The organism is Paenibacillus sp. FSL W8-0187 (assembly GCF_037969755.1).
Classification (GTDB): domain Bacteria; phylum Bacillota; class Bacilli; order Paenibacillales; family Paenibacillaceae; genus Paenibacillus_AQ.
Map to the genome: position 1 here is coordinate 2,203,949 of NZ_CP150206.1, position 16,360 is coordinate 2,220,308.

Annotated in this window: 15 protein-coding genes and 1 other RNA gene; all 16 read left to right on the forward strand. The window is 49.0% G+C overall.

The window, feature by feature from the left end; genetic code table 11:
* The first annotated feature begins 7 nt into the window (after positions 1-7).
* The 16 genes from MKY48_RS09695 to MKY48_RS09770 all read left to right on the forward strand — a co-directional run bounded on the left by MKY48_RS09695 (position 8) and on the right by MKY48_RS09770 (position 16,327).
* Positions 8-2,308, forward strand: coding sequence for an HDIG domain-containing metalloprotein (locus tag MKY48_RS09695; protein ID WP_339292835.1), 2,301 nt, complete (start codon positions 8-10; stop codon positions 2,306-2,308).
* Between the two features lie 2 nt (positions 2,309-2,310).
* Entirely contained in the window at positions 2,311-2,808 is a 498-nt protein-coding gene (ybeY, locus tag MKY48_RS09700; RefSeq protein WP_076320591.1) for an rRNA maturation RNase YbeY, read from the forward strand.
* Entirely contained in the window at positions 2,808-3,191 is a 384-nt protein-coding gene (locus MKY48_RS09705) for a diacylglycerol kinase family protein (protein ID WP_076320592.1), read from the forward strand. Before ybeY ends, MKY48_RS09705 begins: the two co-directional genes overlap by 1 nt.
* 19 nt (positions 3,192-3,210) lie before the next feature.
* Positions 3,211-3,618: a cytidine deaminase gene (gene cdd, locus MKY48_RS09710; protein WP_339292836.1), complete on the forward strand. Its 408-nt coding sequence runs from the start codon at positions 3,211-3,213 to the stop codon at positions 3,616-3,618.
* A 72-nt stretch (positions 3,619-3,690) separates the two neighbouring features.
* On the forward strand, positions 3,691-4,593 hold the full coding sequence (gene era, locus MKY48_RS09715) for a GTPase Era (protein ID WP_339292837.1): 903 nt from the start codon (positions 3,691-3,693) through the stop codon (positions 4,591-4,593).
* A gap of 134 nt (positions 4,594-4,727) precedes the next feature.
* Positions 4,728-4,868: a YqzL family protein gene (locus MKY48_RS09720; RefSeq protein ID WP_076320595.1), complete on the forward strand. Its 141-nt coding sequence runs from the start codon at positions 4,728-4,730 to the stop codon at positions 4,866-4,868.
* 36 nt (positions 4,869-4,904) lie between these two features.
* Positions 4,905-5,660, forward strand: a complete 756-nt coding sequence (gene recO, locus MKY48_RS09725; RefSeq protein WP_339271921.1) for a DNA repair protein RecO — start codon at positions 4,905-4,907, stop codon at positions 5,658-5,660.
* A gap of 370 nt (positions 5,661-6,030) precedes the next feature.
* Positions 6,031-6,918 (forward strand): glycine--tRNA ligase subunit alpha, encoded by an 888-nt coding sequence (gene glyQ, locus MKY48_RS09730; protein ID WP_071223067.1) that lies wholly within the window; start codon positions 6,031-6,033, stop codon positions 6,916-6,918.
* Entirely contained in the window at positions 6,911-8,986 is a 2,076-nt protein-coding gene (glyS, locus tag MKY48_RS09735; RefSeq protein WP_339271922.1) for a glycine--tRNA ligase subunit beta, read from the forward strand. Before glyQ ends, glyS begins: the two co-directional genes overlap by 8 nt.
* A gap of 326 nt (positions 8,987-9,312) precedes the next feature.
* The gene (locus tag MKY48_RS09740; protein ID WP_215157579.1) at positions 9,313-9,792 is read left to right on the forward strand and encodes a YaiI/YqxD family protein; all 480 of its coding nucleotides are present in this window, start codon (positions 9,313-9,315) and stop codon (positions 9,790-9,792) included.
* 41 nt (positions 9,793-9,833) lie between these two features.
* On the forward strand, positions 9,834-11,651 hold the full coding sequence (gene dnaG, locus MKY48_RS09745) for a DNA primase (protein ID WP_339292838.1): 1,818 nt from the start codon (positions 9,834-9,836) through the stop codon (positions 11,649-11,651).
* Positions 11,652-11,693: 42 nt separating this feature from the next.
* A complete protein-coding gene (gene rpoD / locus MKY48_RS09750; protein WP_076321292.1) occupies positions 11,694-12,824 on the forward strand; it encodes an RNA polymerase sigma factor RpoD in 1,131 nt (376 codons plus the stop codon).
* Positions 12,825-13,090: 266 nt separating this feature from the next.
* Positions 13,091-13,849, forward strand: coding sequence for a tRNA (adenine(22)-N(1))-methyltransferase TrmK (locus MKY48_RS09755; protein WP_339292839.1), 759 nt, complete (start codon positions 13,091-13,093; stop codon positions 13,847-13,849).
* Entirely contained in the window at positions 13,825-14,940 is a 1,116-nt protein-coding gene (locus tag MKY48_RS09760; RefSeq protein WP_339292840.1) for a Nif3-like dinuclear metal center hexameric protein, read from the forward strand. The genes MKY48_RS09755 and MKY48_RS09760 overlap by 25 nt, the downstream gene beginning before the upstream one ends.
* Before the next feature lie 153 nt (positions 14,941-15,093).
* An RNA gene (rnpB, locus tag MKY48_RS09765) (RNase P RNA component class A) lies at positions 15,094-15,500 on the forward strand.
* A 548-nt stretch (positions 15,501-16,048) separates the two neighbouring features.
* Positions 16,049-16,327 (forward strand): hypothetical protein, encoded by a 279-nt coding sequence (locus tag MKY48_RS09770; protein ID WP_339292841.1) that lies wholly within the window; start codon positions 16,049-16,051, stop codon positions 16,325-16,327.
* The last annotated feature ends 33 nt before the right edge of the window (positions 16,328-16,360 follow it).

Below are 16,360 nucleotides of genomic sequence, written 5' to 3' on the forward strand. Positions count from 1 at the left end.
TGTCGCAATGGCCTCCAAAGAACCATCGACGGACAAGTCCATATGGGGTAAAAACAGCGGATGGAAATATAGCGTGGCAACACGCTATATTCTGTTTTTGCTGCTTGCATTACTCTTTTATATCAGTCTAGCATCCAAGCTTTTGCCGGAGCGGTATGACATACAGGTCAATACGAAAAGCGAAAAAAATATCGTTGCGCCCGTGCAAATTGAGGATAGCAAGGCAACGCTGAAGGCACAGGAGGCGGCGGCGGAGAACGTACAGCCGATTTACCCTCTCGTTCCTCTGCGGAATGACGTTCTCGTTACACAAATCCTTGATCGCATTGAACGTGTGAATCAGGACGTGGATATAAGCTCCGCGGAAAAGGTGGAAGTTTATCGCAGAGAAATTCCGAGGATGGCCCGAGAATTCGTGCAAAACTTCGTGTCGGCCAACAGCACGAATGAAGCTTATTCCAAAGAGCTGCTTCAGGAAATGCAGCGGGTTATCGAAGAACAAACCTATCGGATCCCTGAGGAAACGTTCATTAAGATACCGAGGTTGAATTCGGAAGATATTATTCAGATGAAGCCTGTAGCTCGCGAGATTGTATCCAGGCTGATGCTGAACGAAATCGTGGATGCCGATACGGCTCGTACCCGCGTGGCGGAGAGAGTGAACACAAGCTCGTTGAATGATCGGACCGCCAGGGAAGTCGTTCAGGAATTGGCGAGTTTAACGATTACGGCCAACAAGTTCTATGATGAGGTTGCCACGAAGAATGCGAAGGTTGAGGCCAGAGAGAATACCCCACCCGTATTTATCAAACAAGGGGATATCCTCGTAGCGAAGGGCCAGATGATCACACCGGAGCTTTACGAGCTGCTTGGTAAAAATGGCCTGCTGAAGGACGATATCAATTACTGGCCGGAGCTGGGCGTTCTGCTTCTGTCCGTCTTGCTGTCTCTTGGCATACTCAATTTCATTCGGCAGTCGGAACCCGGTAAATTTAAATATAACAACTCGCAGCTGCTAATGCTGGTCCTGGTGTATGTGATCACGCTGATCCCCATGCATTTGACCGCATTTCTGCAAAGCGATTCCCAGATGTATGTGGGATATCTTGCACCTGTCGCGATTGGCGCGATTCTGATTACCCTGCTGTTGGAAACCTCGCTGGCCTATTTCAGCGTTATCATTTTCAGCATCATGGCAAGTGTTATATTGAACGTCCAAGGCGAATTGTTTGACTTCAAGTTCGGGTTATTCGCAGCCGTGACTTCTTGCGTGGCGATCTTCTCGATTCACCGCGCGAGCCAGCGGTCGACGATGCTGAAGGGCGGTATTATGGCTTCTCTCTTCGGCTCATTGATCGTGTTTATCATGCTGCTGCTCAATAACGATACATGGACTACGAGCGAAACGCTGTATTCGATCGGTTTTGCCATCGCGGGCGGCTTGTTAACGGCCATCCTGGTTATCGGGTTAATGCCGTTCTTCGAAGTAACCTTCGGTATTCTGTCGGCGCTGAAGCTGGTGGAATTATCGAACCCGAACCATCCGCTGCTCCGCAAACTGTTGACGGAGACGCCCGGCACTTATCATCACAGTGTCATGGTCGGGAATTTGTCCGAAGCTGCGGCGGAAGCGATTGGCGCCAACGGACTGCTGTGCCGCGTCGGTTCCTATTATCATGATATCGGAAAAACTAAGCGTCCGATCTATTTCATCGAGAACCAGAACAATATGGAGAACCCGCATGATTCCATTGAACCGAAGCTGAGCAAATCCATTATCGTTGCTCACGCAAGGGATGGCGTAGAAATGCTCAAGGAGTACAAGCTGCCTAAACCGATACGGGATATCGCAGAGCAGCACCATGGCACAACGTTTTTACACTATTTTTATCATAAAGCGGTTCGTCAGGCTGAAGAGCAGGGCATCGATCCGGATTTTACCGAAGATGATTTCCGTTATCCAGGACCGAAGGCTCAATCCAAGGAGTCTGCGATTGTCGGCATAGCTGACAGCGTGGAAGCGGCTGTCCGTTCATTGCGTAAACCGACGGTGGAACAGGTTGAATCGATGATCGAGAAGATTATCAAAGGTCGTCTGGATGACCATCAGTTTAATGATTGTGATTTAACGATGAAGGAACTGGATATTATCGCCAAGACATTAAAGGAAACGGTGATGGGGATTTTCCATTCCCGGATCGAATATCCGGAAGATGTGAAGCGTCCCAAGCCGTCCGCACCAAATGGCGATATCTCGACTGCTTCCGAGACATCCGCAACGAGTGAGGAACAGAGAAGGAGCGTATAAGAATGAGCCTGCAGCTGGCATGGAATAATGAACAAGAGGATTTTCAGATTAGCGAGGAATTGATCGCCCTGCTTGAAGTGATTCTTCAGAAGGCCGGAGAGGCTGAAGGCGTAACCGATGGAGAGGTGGATCTGACCTTTGTCGATGATGAGCAGATCCATGAATTGAATCGGGAGTATCGTGGAATCGATCGTCCGACCGACGTTCTCTCCTTTGCAATGAATGAGATTACGAACGATGAGCTCGAGATCATTTATGAGATCGAAGAGGGAGAAGATCTGGAGAGCGTGCCGGATGTTCTGGGTGATATCATTATCTCGGTCCCTCGGGCGAAGCTGCAAAGCGAAGAATATGGTCATTCCTTGGAACGGGAGCTTGGTTTTCTGTTCGTTCATGGATTTCTGCATTTGCTCGGATATGATCATCAGGATGAGGCGAGCGAAGCGGAAATGATGGGCAAGCAGGAGGCTGTACTTGCAGAAGTAGGATTGACAAGATAGTGAAGCCGCACAGACAATCGTTATACAGGGCATTTGGGTGCGCGATACGCGGCATCTTGACGGCTGTACAAACGGAACGCAATATGAAAATCCACATTGCTGCTGCCTTGATTGTATTCATCGCAGCAGCTTTGCTGCAATTGGATCGAATGAGCTGGTTGTTTTTGTTATTGGCGATTGCCCTCGTATTTATCGCGGAGCTGGTGAATACTGCAGTAGAGGCCATTATCGATCTGATCTCGCCAGAAGAACATGTTTTAGCTCGGGTGGCTAAGGATACAGCAGCCGGTGCAGCGTTAGTTGCAGCGGTGTTTGCCGTCGTAATCGGCATTCTGGTCTTCTATGAACCGCTATGGGAATGGATACAATCAATGACAAGTTGAACAATAGGAGGAACTGGATATGGATGCAGGATTGTTAATGCAGGAAGCGATTAAAGCACGGACGCGGGCGTACATACCCTATTCGGCATTTGGGGTAGGGGCAGCCCTGCTCGATTCGCACGGAGAGGTACATCTTGGCTGTAATGTAGAGAATGCCGCATATGGCCCTACCAATTGCGCTGAGCGTACAGCATTGTTCCGTGCGATTGCCGATGGTCATGAAGCAGGAAGCTTCCAGGCCATTGCCATCATTGCCGATACGGAAGGCCCGTGCACGCCTTGCGGGGTATGCCGGCAAGTGCTGGTGGAGCTGTGCAAGCCGGATATGAAGGTGATCATGGGAAATATGAAGGGTGACATCAAGGAGACGACCGTCAGTGAACTGCTGCCGGGAGCGTTTGGTCCTTGGGATTTAAACAAGCAGTAAGTTTGCAAATGAACAGGAACATATCAAGGTTTACCCAACATGTAGATACAGGAACAGTAGCGGAGGAATGGTATGCAAAAAAAACAATTTAAGTCCGGGTTTGTGGCTATAATCGGAAGACCAAACGTAGGGAAATCAACGCTGATGAACCAGGTGATCGGTCAGAAGATTGCCATCATGTCGGACAAACCGCAAACAACACGGAATAAAATTCATGGCGTTTATACGACCAACGATTCTCAAGTGGTGTTTCTGGATACGCCGGGAATTCATAAACGTCAATCCAAGCTCGGGGATTACATGAATCAGACCGCTTTGAGCACGCTGGGCGAAGTTGAAGCCGCCTTGCTTCTGGTAGACGCTTCCGAGGGAATCGGCGGGGGAGACCGTTATATCGCCGAGCAGCTGCAGAAGATCAAGACTCCGATCATCCTGGTCATGAACAAAATCGACAAGATTGAGCCGCCCGCTCTGCTGCCTCTGATTGAGCAATATCGGAAGCTGCATGATTTTGCTGAGATCGTCCCGATTTCCGCGAAGCTCGGCAATAATGTCGACACGCTGCTTGAACAGATACAGAAGTATTTGCCTTCTGGCCCGCAGTATTATCCTGAAGACCAGGTGACGGATCATCCGGAGCAGTTCGTGTGCGCAGAGCTGATTCGCGAGAAAATTTTGCATATGACAAGAGAGGAAATTCCTCATTCCATTGCGGTTACCATCGAGGATATGCGGGTGGAGGAGAACGGAACCGTATATATTTCAGCCGTGATTTTTGTAGAACGTGACTCCCAAAAGGGCATCATTATCGGCAAGCAGGGTGCTCTGTTAAAAGAAGTTGGCAGACAAGCTCGTCAGGATATTCAAAGGCTGCTCGGGTCCAAGATTTTCTTGGAACTCTGGGTGAAGGTTAAAAAAGATTGGCGCAACCAAGAACGCGTTCTTCGCGATCTCGGATTTCACCGCGGGGAATAAAGCCGTAGTGCAAATCGGAGCCAAATCATACACGGCGCCGCCTGCCAACAATTGCATTTCATAAATCTGCTCTAGGCGCACATCCTAATTTTCGTAGATGCGAAACGTCATTTCCGAAGAGAGGATGAATACGAATGCGAGATTTTTCGTGGAAGTATTTTGCGATGACTGGAGATGTCGATGCGTATTTGCTGTATAAGCAAACCGAGGGTGAGTCGGTTCTTACAGCTGCATCCGTTGAAGATGAGGCGGCCCCGCATGAAGAAGACGAGTAATTATTGGTTGTTCCAGGAATGGTTGGGGGAAAGCGCATGCTATATCGGGCGGAAGGGATTGTCATCCGCAGCATGGACTACGGTGAAGGGAACAAAATCATTACACTTTGCACCAAAGAATCGGGCAAGGTAGGCGTGCTGGTCAGAGGAGCAAAAAAGGTGAAAAGCCGACATGCTGCTCTGACACAGCTATTTACCTATGGAGAGTATGTTTTCTTCCGAAATGGTACGGGGCTCGGCAACTTGAATGCCGGTGAGATCATGGAGTCTCATCACGGGCTCAGGGAGGATCTTGTGAAAGCCGCCTATGCTTCTTATGCTTGCGAACTCTTGGATCGGGTGCTGCAGGATGAGGAGACGGGCGCTTTTTGGTTTCATCAGCTCAAAGCTTGTCTGGAGGCTCTTCAGGAGGATAAGGATCCTCAAATTATCATCAATCTGTACGAGATGAAAATTCTGCAGGCCGCAGGGTACGGGCCGGAGCTGGATGTGTGCATCTCGTGCAATCAGCCGAGAAAAGACGAGGATTTGCTGGTGAGCCCCCGTCTTGGCGGCGTCCTGTGCCGTTACTGCAAGCATCTGGATCCGCCGGCGATGGCGATCTCGCCCAGAACGTTGAAGCTGCTCCGCCTGTTTGGACGGCTGGATTTAAGACGGCTCGGCAATGTGGATGTAAAGGACGAAACGAAGGCCGAGCTCAAAAAAATCATGCGGGCCTTGATGGATATGCAGCTTGGGCTGCGTCTGAAATCGCAAAACTTTTTGGATCAAATGGACAAGTACAATATTTGACGTAAGATATAGAATGAGGTATTATATTTATCAGTTTATTAGTTTTTTGAATACTGACATGCATTGAACGGGAAAGTAGTGAATGATCGATCCGCGAAATAGCGAGCCGGGGGCGGTGGAAGCCTGGTGGGAGATATTCATGAACAGGGCACCCGGGAGCATGATGAAACGATAAAGTGGGTTTTGTTGATCGCTGAAGACCAAGATTCTGTAGGCGACGCAGCAGGGCCAAGTAGGGTGGAACCGCGGGAAGCTACAGCTCTCGTCCCTATGTCTGTACAACAGGCGTAGGGCGAGAGCTTTTTGTTGTACAGAGAATGGATACGTATGACGGAATGAATTAGAAAAAGAATGTAAAGGAGCTAAAATCATGAATTTTCAGCAGATGATTTTGACGCTGCAGCAATTTTGGGCAGAACAGAATTGCATCATCGTGCAGCCGTACGACACGGAAAAGGGTGCCGGTACGATGAACCCGATGACATATTTGCGTTCGATCGGACCCGAGCCTTGGAATGTGGCTTATGTAGAGCCTTCCCGTCGCCCTGCTGACGGCCGCTATGGAGAGAACCCGAACCGTCTGTATCAGCATCACCAATTTCAGGTCATTTTGAAACCTTCGCCGGACAATATTCAAGAGCTGTATTTGGAGAGCTTGAAGCGTCTTGGCATCAACCCGCTTGATCATGACATCCGTTTTGTTGAGGACAATTGGGAAGCGCCGACGCTTGGTGCATGGGGCCTTGGCTGGGAAGTATGGCTGGATGGTATGGAAATTACGCAGTTTACGTACTTCCAGCAGGTTGGCGGCATTGACGCTAGCCCAGTCGCTGTAGAGATTACCTATGGTATGGAGCGTCTTGCCTCCTACATCCAGGATAAAGAGAATGTGTTTGATCTGGAATGGGTAGACGGCATCACCTATGGAGACGTATTCCATCAGCCGGAATTCGAGCATTCGAAGTACACTTTTGAAGTATCCGACGTGAAGATGCTGTTTACGCTGTTTAACATGTATGAAGAAGAAGCGAACAAAGCAATGAACCAAAATTTAGTATTCCCGGCGTACGATTATGTTCTAAAATGCTCCCACACGTTTAACCTGCTGGATGCCAGAGGGGCGATCAGTGTAACGGAGAGAACGGGATACATTATGCGCGTGCGAAACCTGGCTCGTCAGGTTGCAGCCACATATTTGGAGGAGCGCGAGAAGCTGGGCTTCCCGCTGATTAAGAAAGGGGGCGCAGACCATGTCTAAGGATTTATTGTTTGAAATCGGTCTGGAAGAAGTCCCGGCGAGATTTCTGCGCGCCGCGATGGAACAGCTTCAAGACAAATTAGTCAAATGGCTGGATGCTTCCAGAATCGGACATGGCGAAGTAACGGCATATGCTACGCCGCGGCGTTTGGCGGTATGGGTACAGAACGTTGCGGACAAACAAGAGGACGTCAGCGAAGAAGTGAAAGGGCCTTCCCGTAAGATCGCATTGGATGATAGCGGACAGTGGAGCAAGGCAGCGCTTGGCTTTGCAAAAAGCCAGGGCGTAGATCCCGCGAGTTTTACGTTTAAGGAGCTCGGCGGGGTAGAGTATATCTATGTGACGAAGAACAGCGTCGGCGTGGATACGAAGTCGATCCTGTCCGAAGGACTTCTTGGAATTTTGACTTCGATGACATTTCCGAAAAATATGCGCTGGGGGGCGCACGAATTTAAATTCGTTCGTCCGATTAAGTGGATGGTCGCTTTGCTCGGCAGTGAGACGATTGATCTGGAAATTACGGGCGTGAAGGCCGGCAACGTGACCCGTGGTCACCGTTTCCTTGGCGGAGAAGCCGTTATTCCTGAGGCATCCGCTTACCGCGATGTATTGCGCGAGCAGCATGTCATCGTAGACGTGAATGAACGCCAAGAGATGATTGTGTCGCAGATTCAGGCATTGGCCAAAGAGAAGGATTGGAATATCGCCATCAAGGATGATTTGCTCGAAGAGGTATTGTTCCTGGTTGAGACTCCAACTGTGCTGTATGGATCATTCGATTCCTCATTTCTCCATATTCCGCAGGAAGTATTAATTACTTCAATGCGTGAGCATCAGCGGTATTTCCCTGTACTGGATAAGCAGGGACAATTGCTTCCGTTCTTCGTAACGGTGCGCAGCGGAGACAGCCGTTCCCTTGACGTTATCGCAAGAGGGAATGAGAAGGTGCTGCGGGCTCGTTTGTCGGACGCCAAATTCTTCTATGAGGAAGATCAGAAGCTTCAGATCAAAGATGCCTTATCGAAGCTGGAGAGCATCGTTTTCCATGAGGAGCTGGGGACCATCGGTGATAAGGTCCGCAGAATCCGCCGGATTTCCGATCAGTTGTCCGCGAAGCTTAGCATTTCGGCTGACGAAGCCGATTCTGTGAGCCGTGCAGCTGATATTTGCAAATTCGATCTGGTGAGCCAGATGGTTTATGAATTCCCTGAACTGCAGGGGGTTATGGGAGAGGATTATGCAAGAAAAGCCGGTGAGAAGGAGCAGGTCGCCAAAGCGGTGTTTGAGCATTACCAGCCTCGCTTCGCCGGTGACGCAGTGCCTTCCACCTCGGTGGGATCCATCGTAAGTATCGCGGATAAAATCGATACGATTGTGGGATGCTTCTCCATCGGCATCATTCCGACAGGGTCCCAGGATCCTTACGCACTGCGCCGTCAGGCTGCGGGCATCGTTCAGATCATCTTGGAGCACAAATTCCCGGTGACGTTATCGGACGTCTTCGGCGTGGCCCTGGAGGTTCATGAGAACATTCGCGTATTGAAGCGCTCGGTGGATGAAATCCGTAAGGACCTTAAAGAGTTCTTCGGGCTTCGCGTGAAGAAGCTGCTGTCCGAAGATCAGCGTTATGATGTGGTGGATGCCGTGATTACCGCTGGATTTGATCATGTGGTGTCGGTTGTATCCCGCGGTCACGCGCTGATGAATGCTGTGGATCATGTCCAGGACTTCAAGGCGACGGTGGAATCCTTCAACAGGGTCAGCAATTTGGCTGCCAAGGCCGGCAAGGCTGCGGTCAATCCTGAACTGTTTACGGAAACGGAAGAAGGCAAGCTTTATGAAGCTTGGAGCGCGATCCGCGAAGATTACCAAGCCGCGCTGCAAGCTGCTGACGGTGAACGTTCATTGTCCTTGCTGGGTGGACTCAAAGAACCGATTACCGGGTTCTTCGACTCCGTTATGGTCATGGCTGAGGACGAAGCCGTTCGGGCCAATCGTCTCGCACTGCTCTCCGGTATTGATGGAGATTTGAAGCGTTATGCCGATTTCACAAAATTAGTGTGGTAGTAGTGACAGCATGATTTTACTAATGTTATAATGCATTGTTCAGTGAAAGCGACAGCCCGTGATTATGCACGGGATGGCGCTTTCGCTATGAACGGACGGAATCAAGCAAGTGAGGGTCATTGTTTATTTGAAGAGATAAGAAAGTATAAGCTTCAGAGGCTTACCATCCTTATCTCGCAAGAAAAACTTCCGCTATACGCGGTCTGTCTTCTGTGAAAGTACGTCGATAGACGTTTTTCTTAGAAGCAGGATTTTAATCGGTCAAAGACGTATATAATAATATACAGCATAAAGATGAATCCCAAGATTAACGATAAAAGCCGGTGATGCGAATGAACGAAAGCAACTCCATTTCGATCGTGGTTGACGGTGATGCATGTCCAGTCAAGAAGGAAATCGCAGAGACTGCTCGTACATTTCGTGTGCCGGTACTGCTTGTTTCTTCCTATGATCATCTGCAGCAGGCAGAAGAAGGGGTTACGACGGTCCAGGTGGATCGGAGTGATCAAAGTGCGGATCTATACATCGCTAACCACATATCCAGGGGGGATATCGTGGTGACGCAGGATTATGGACTGGCTGCACTTGCGCTTGCCAAATCATGCCATGTGATTTCTTTTCGTGGTCGTATTTTCCATAATGCGGATATCGATTTCATGCTGGATTCCCGTCACCATCAGGCGAAGGCGAGGAAGCAAGGAAAGTATGGCAAAGGGCCCAAAAAACTGCTTGACGAAGACCGGAGTTTTTTTCAACATAAACTGACAAAACTTTTGCATGAATTGCAGGAGAATGTCCACCCGTAGCGAATACTATTTACGTGCCAAAAGAGATGAAGGTGGTTTGGATGAGTACCGGACAAGGTAATATTCCGGATGATGTCATTGAGGAAGTACTGGCCAAAAGCGATATTGTGGACACGGTCAGCAAATACGTGCATCTTACCAAACAAGGGAAATACCTGAAGGGCTTGTGCCCGTTTCACTCAGAGAAGACTCCTTCCTTTACGGTTACACCGGAACGCCAAATCTTTTACTGCTATGGCTGCGGTAAGGGCGGAAACGCCATTAAATTTAGAATGGAAATCGAAGGATTTTCTTTCCCCGAAGCCGTAAAGACAATGGCAGAAGAGAATGATATCTCGTTGCCGGAAGGTCAAGGAGTTCCCGTAATTCCTCGTAATCCGGAAAAAGAACGTTTGATTGAAGCCTATGAGCTTAGCGCCAAGCTGTACCATTTCCTGTTGAAGAATACGGAGCATGGTACAGAAGCCATGAAGTATTTACGATCCCGTGGAATGAGCGACAAAATGATTGACCAGTTCCAAATCGGTTATGCGCCAGATCGTTGGGACACGCTGGTTCAGTTCCTGACGAAGCGAGCCTTTGACTTGAAAGAGATGGAAAAGGGCGGTTTATTATCCGCAAGAAATGAACAAGAAGGCTATCTCGACCGTTTTCGCGGACGAATCATGTTTCCGATACATGACCGCAGCGGCAAGGTCATTGCTTTTGCTGGCAGAATACTGGGGGACGGTCAACCGAAGTATCTGAATTCCCCGGAGACACTTCTATTTAATAAGAGCCGCACATTGTACAACCTGCACCAGGCAAAGACATCCATACGCAAATTGCGTCAAATTCTGTTATTCGAAGGTTACGGTGATGTCATTTCGTCATGGGAAGCAGGACTTCACAATGGTGTGGCAACGATGGGGACCTCTCTAACGGAAAACCAAGTAGCAATCATGAAATCGGTGGCTGAAGAAGTTGTTGTTGTCTATGACGGTGATAAAGCCGGTATGGCTGCTGCGTTAAAAGTCATTCCAATGCTGGAAGGCGTTGGTCTCAGAGTACGAATCGCTTTGGTGAACGAAGGAATGGATCCCGATGATTACATCCGCAAATTCGGTGCCGAGCGTTTCAGGCAGGTAGTAGAAACAGCTGTTTCAACAACAAAATTTAAACTTATATATCTGAAGAAAAACCATATACTGCTAGAAGAAGATGGTAAGATTGCGTACGCCAAAGAGGCATTGCCCATTATCGCAGTACTGAATTCCTCAACTGAACGAGAAGTTTACTTGAGGGAATTGTCCTCCGAGCTTCATCTTTCCTACGAAAGTCTTAAGCAGGATTGCAATCTGCTACGGCAATCGATGCAAAAAAAGATGGGCGATGGGGATAATAAGGAAAAAAGGTGGAATAATGGTAGGCATAAAAAAGGGCGCCAGCCCGCCCCGGTACTTCTGCCTGCTTACCATGCTGCAGAACGGCGGCTGCTGTCGCTGATGCTGCAGGATGCGGAAGCCGCGCGATACGTTGGCGATCGCCTGGGAGAAGCGTTTAATATTGAAGATCATGCGGCAATTGCTGCTTATCTATATGCTTTTTACGCACAGGGTAAATCTCCGGATATCAGCCGTTTCATGTCATTGCTCCACGACGATCGTTTGGAAATGACGGTCAGCTCGATCATGATGATGGAAGCACCAGCCGAGTGGAATGTTCAAGTGCTCGATGATTGCATACGTGAGGTGCTGAAATTTCCGCAGCAGAGAGAGATCGACCAGAAAAAAGAAGAGATGATAAAAGCGGAGCGCTCAGGTGATTTTTTGCGAGCCGCACAAATTGCAAGTGAGATTATCGCCCTAGAAAGACAATGAAGCCCCGCACATTGCTGTTTCTAGGGAGGAGGGAGTCGAATGATGGCGAATGATCAGCATACTGAACTAGAAACGGAATTTACGCTGGATCAAGTCAAGGATCAGTTGATTGAACAGGGTAAAAAGAGATCCGTATTGAGCTATAAAGATATTATGGAGAAATTATCGCCATTTGATCAGGACACGGAGCAGATGGAAGAGTTCTATGAGCAGCTGGCCGACCTGGGTATCGATGTAGTAAATGAGAATGATGAAGAGGGTACTCACCGGCAATCGGGAGATTCTGAATCCCATGATAATGAGGATTTTGGGTTTGACGACGATCTTTCACTGCCTCCGGGGATTAAGATTAACGATCCGGTGCGGATGTACCTGAAGGAAATTGGACGGGTTCCGCTGTTGTCCGCGGATGATGAGATTGAACTTGCCAACCGGATTGAACAGGGGGATGAGGAAGCCAAGCGCCGTCTGGCCGAAGCCAACCTGCGTCTTGTTGTAAGTATCGCGAAGCGTTATGTCGGACGAGGAATGCTGTTCCTGGATTTGATTCAGGAGGGCAACATGGGTTTGATCAAAGCCGTGGAGAAGTTCGATTACAAAAAGGGTTTCAAATTCAGTACGTATGCAACCTGGTGGATTCGCCAAGCGATCACCCGTGCTATTGCTGACCAGGCCCGTACCATCCGAATTCCTGTGCATATGGTGGAGACCATCAACAAACTGATTCGTGTATCCAGACAGCTTCTGCAGGAGCTCGGACGCGAGCCTTCGCCGGAGGAAATTGCTGCAGAGATGGAACTCAGTGTTGAAAAAGTTCGGGAGATTATGAAGATTGCCCAGGAGCCGGTTTCGCTGGAAACGCCAATCGGTGAAGAAGACGATTCCCATCTTGGCGATTTCATCGAGGATCAGGAAGCGCTCGCTCCTGCGGATGCGGCTGCTTACGAACTTCTAAAGGAACAGCTCGAAGATGTGCTGGATACGCTGACAGAGCGCGAGGAGAATGTCCTTCGTCTTCGTTTCGGACTCGATGATGGGCGCACGAGAACACTGGAAGAGGTCGGCAAAGTGTTCGGTGTTACACGCGAACGGATTCGGCAGATCGAAGCGAAAGCGCTCCGTAAGCTTCGTCACCCAAGCCGCAGCAAGCGGTTAAAGGATTTTCTCGAATAGCTTAATCCACGGACCTTCTGCAGTAACGGCAGCAGGTCCTTTTTTTCGAATTCATGCATCGCATGTATAAGTTTCTTGGTTATGGAATTTCTTCCTGCATTTGTTTTATTGGTCTTTATTTTAGCTCTTTTTCAGACCCATTGCAAATGACCTGGCACAACTTATTTTCACCGGCTTTGCCGGTTTGCAGTTTGGTATCGTCTCTGTTAGGGTAAGGAATAGATCGTGATTTGGACGAAAATATGGAATGGTAAGGTGTGTCAACCGTGAAATTATCAAGAAGATTAACGCAAATACTGGAGAAGATTCCACGCGGCAGCCGACTTGCAGATATCGGTTCCGATCATGCCCTGCTGCCTGTGGCTGCCGTAGAGAGCGGAGCTGCAATTCAAGCGATCGCCGGTGAAGTTAATCCCGGCCCGTATGATGCTGCTGTCAAGCAGGTCATCGAATCAGGGATGACGGATGTCATCAGTGTGCGAAGAGGAGACGGTTTGAACGTACTCTCAGCCGGTGAGGCCGACGTCATTACGATTGCCGGTATGGGCGGCAGCCTAATTGCAGCGATTTTGGACCGCGGCATCAATAAGCTGGAAGGCGTCCGCAGGCTGGTTCTGCAGCCAAATGTAGGAGAAGATATCTTGCGTAAATGGCTGTACTCCCATGGCTGGGTGCTGATCGAGGAGTTGATCCTGGAGGAAGACGGCAAAATTTACGAAGTGCTGATCGCCGAGCCTTCGCATACAACAGACCTGACGAATGAGCAGGTTTACACGGAAAGGACGATTGGAGACGGTGTCCGGTTATCCACGGACTGGCTTTTCCGTATGGGACCTTGGCTGACGAAGTCCCCGAATCCGGTGTTCTACGATAAATGGAAGTCGGAGATGGAGAAGCTGGGGCATATTCTTCAATCGCTTTCGCGTTCAGATCTCACCACGGCAGCCGATAAGGCGAGTGAGATTCGATCGGATATCGAGTTTATTCAGGAGGTGCTGGCATGCTTGCCAAAGGACAAACGGTAATTCAATACATGGAGCAATTGGCCCCGAAGCACGTGGCCGAACCCGATGACCGAATCGGACTCCAGCTTGGAACATTGCAAAAGGACATTCGCACGGTGCTGATTGCACTGGATGTCAATGATGAAGTGGTGGATGAAGCCATCGAGCTTGGAGCTGACCTGATTATCGCGCATCATGCAATTATATACCGTCCGCTGAAACAATTGCAGACGGATACCCCAATGGGCAAGGTATACGAGAAGCTGATCAAACACGACATTGCGGTATATATAAGTCATACCAATTTGGACGTAACCGAAGGCGGGATGAACGATTGGATGGCGGAAGCCTTGGCAATCGAGAATACGTCGCCTATTCATGATATGCATAATGAACAGTTGTCCAAGCTGGTGGTATTTGTGCCGAAGAGCCATCATCAAGAGGTGCTGGATGCTGTGCTCGGCGCTGGTGCAGGCTGGATCGGAAATTACAGCCACTGCAGCTTCAACATCGAGGGCTTTGGCACCTATGTTCCGCGAGAAGGCAGTAATCCTTTTCTAGGTAAGGAAGGCAAGATGGAACGTGCAAATGAGGTACGGATCGAGACGATTGTTCCTCATGCCATCCGAAATAAAGTGATCCAGGCCATGCTGAAGGCGCATCCTTATGAAGAGGTTGCCTATGATCTGTATGCGATGGATCTTAAGGGTAGATCCCTTGGTCTTGGCCGGGTCGGTAAGCTAAAGGAGCCTAAGACGTTGGCTGAGCTGGTAGACGTGGTAAAAGAGAAACTGGAGGTCCCTCATGTTCGTGTCGTAGGTGACCTTGACCGAACCATCCGCAAGGCGGCCGTCATAGGGGGCTCCGGAGGACGCTACATGATGAAAGCACTGTTCCGAGGAGCTGATGTGCTGGTCACGGGAGATGTGGATTATCATACGGCACAGGATGCCCTTGCAGCGGGACTTACGATCATTGATCCGGGTCATAATGCCGAGAAGATCATGAAGGTCAAAGTGGCCGAGTGGATGGAGCAGAAACTGCAGGAGCATAAGTACGAAACCCGGGTTGTCGCTTCCCGCATCAATACAGAGCCGTTCCAGTTCGTTTAAAGAACAGCATTGTAAGGCATGGAAAAGGGTTCTCTTTTTAACACGTGACCATGAACATTACGTCGTCCAAGCTGGGAAATTAATCAGTTGTTGTTAATGTTTAATGGGTTGTGTACCGCTTCAAATCACTGTATAATATATAATGTTGTCCGGAAAGTTTGACAGACAATCGCTGGCGGCGTCAAAGCCGCGAGAGGAAAGTCCGGGCTCCATAGGGCAGGGTGCTGGATAACGTCCAGTCAGCGCGAGTTGAAGGATAGTGCCACAGAAATGGACCGCCGATGGCCGCCTTAGGGTGGCACAGGCAAGGATGGAACCGAGGTGTAAGAGACCCCGAGGAACGCTGGTGACTTCGTTCCTGGTAAACCCCACCTGGAGCAAGACCTAATGGGACGCAGTCTCCTTCGAGGAGACAGCCTTAGCCCGAGGCGCGTCCGGGTTGGTCGCTTGAGCCGATTAGTAATGATCGGCCTAGATAGATGATTGTCGCTCATGGTGGCAGGGTAGTTCCCGCTATGACCACGAAGAGCACAGAACCCGGCTTACGGAAAGCTTTCCCAACTGAACAACATATTGTTTTACGGATATCGCAATGGTACAAACGCGCATTTTCTTTACATTCCTCATCAGGTGTGTAAAGGAAATGCGCGTTTTTTCAAGATATCAGAAAGTATAAACTTCGAAGCTTGGGTCTTCCTGATATCGCAAGAAAAACTTCCTCCAACCGCGGTCTGTCTTCTGAGAAAGTACGTCGATAGACGTTTTTCTTTTAGATATCAGAAAGTATAAACTTCGAAGCTTGGGTCTTCCTGATATCGCAAGAAAAACTTCCTCCAACCGCGGTCTGTCTTCTGAGAAAGTACGTCGATAGACGTTTTTCTTTTAGATATCAGAAAGTATAAACTTCGAAGCTTGGGTCTTCCTGATATCGCAAGAAAAACTTCCTCTAACCGCGGTCTGTCTTCTGAGAATGTACGTCGATAGACGTTTTTCTTATGGTTTTGTGAAAATATTGGGAGTTCATCCGCCCTTTAAGGATAATCGTCCATACCAAATAGCCCTTTGGGTAATAAGCTATAATCATCAACGGAAAGGAGATGCAAAAAACATGTCTTGTTTTAACGAAAATCCATGTCCTCCTGTGTCACCGATAGTGTGCGAACCGATCGTTGTCGTTAGAGACCACTATGTACCGCAAATTGTACCCGTTATTCATCCGATTAAAGTGGTGGATAAGATTCACTGTGTACCTGTAGAAAAACATGTATATACGTACAGCGAAGAAGAAGTCGTATCCGAGAAGGCAGGCTATGGCGGAGTTACCGTATCCGGCAAGCGTTCGAAGAAAGCTGCAGCACGTGCTAGCCGTTCCCGCCGCAAGAAATAAATGTAACGGCGCCTTGCTTCTGAGTATGAATAA

Bases quoted from the DNA above. Each gene is read 5' to 3' on its own strand.
- recO (WP_339271921.1), top strand. From the start codon at position 4,905: ATGCTATATCGGGCGGAAGGGATTGTCATCCGCAGCATGGACTACGGT.
- ybeY (WP_076320591.1), top strand. From the start codon at position 2,311: ATGAGCCTGCAGCTGGCATGGAATAATGAACAAGAGGATTTTCAGATT.
- MKY48_RS09760 (WP_339292840.1), top strand. From the start codon at position 13,825: ATGCTTGCCAAAGGACAAACGGTAATTCAATACATGGAGCAATTGGCC.
- MKY48_RS09720 (WP_076320595.1), top strand. From the start codon at position 4,728: ATGCGAGATTTTTCGTGGAAGTATTTTGCGATGACTGGAGATGTCGAT.
- MKY48_RS09695 (WP_339292835.1), top strand. From the start codon at position 8: ATGGCCTCCAAAGAACCATCGACGGACAAGTCCATATGGGGTAAAAAC.
- rpoD (WP_076321292.1), top strand. From the start codon at position 11,694: ATGGCGAATGATCAGCATACTGAACTAGAAACGGAATTTACGCTGGAT.
- MKY48_RS09770 (WP_339292841.1), top strand. From the start codon at position 16,049: ATGTCTTGTTTTAACGAAAATCCATGTCCTCCTGTGTCACCGATAGTG.
- MKY48_RS09740 (WP_215157579.1), top strand. From the start codon at position 9,313: ATGCGAATGAACGAAAGCAACTCCATTTCGATCGTGGTTGACGGTGAT.
- glyQ (WP_071223067.1), top strand. From the start codon at position 6,031: ATGAATTTTCAGCAGATGATTTTGACGCTGCAGCAATTTTGGGCAGAA.
- glyS (WP_339271922.1), top strand. From the start codon at position 6,911: ATGTCTAAGGATTTATTGTTTGAAATCGGTCTGGAAGAAGTCCCGGCG.
- cdd (WP_339292836.1), top strand. From the start codon at position 3,211: ATGGATGCAGGATTGTTAATGCAGGAAGCGATTAAAGCACGGACGCGG.
- dnaG (WP_339292838.1), top strand. From the start codon at position 9,834: ATGAGTACCGGACAAGGTAATATTCCGGATGATGTCATTGAGGAAGTA.
- era (WP_339292837.1), top strand. From the start codon at position 3,691: ATGCAAAAAAAACAATTTAAGTCCGGGTTTGTGGCTATAATCGGAAGA.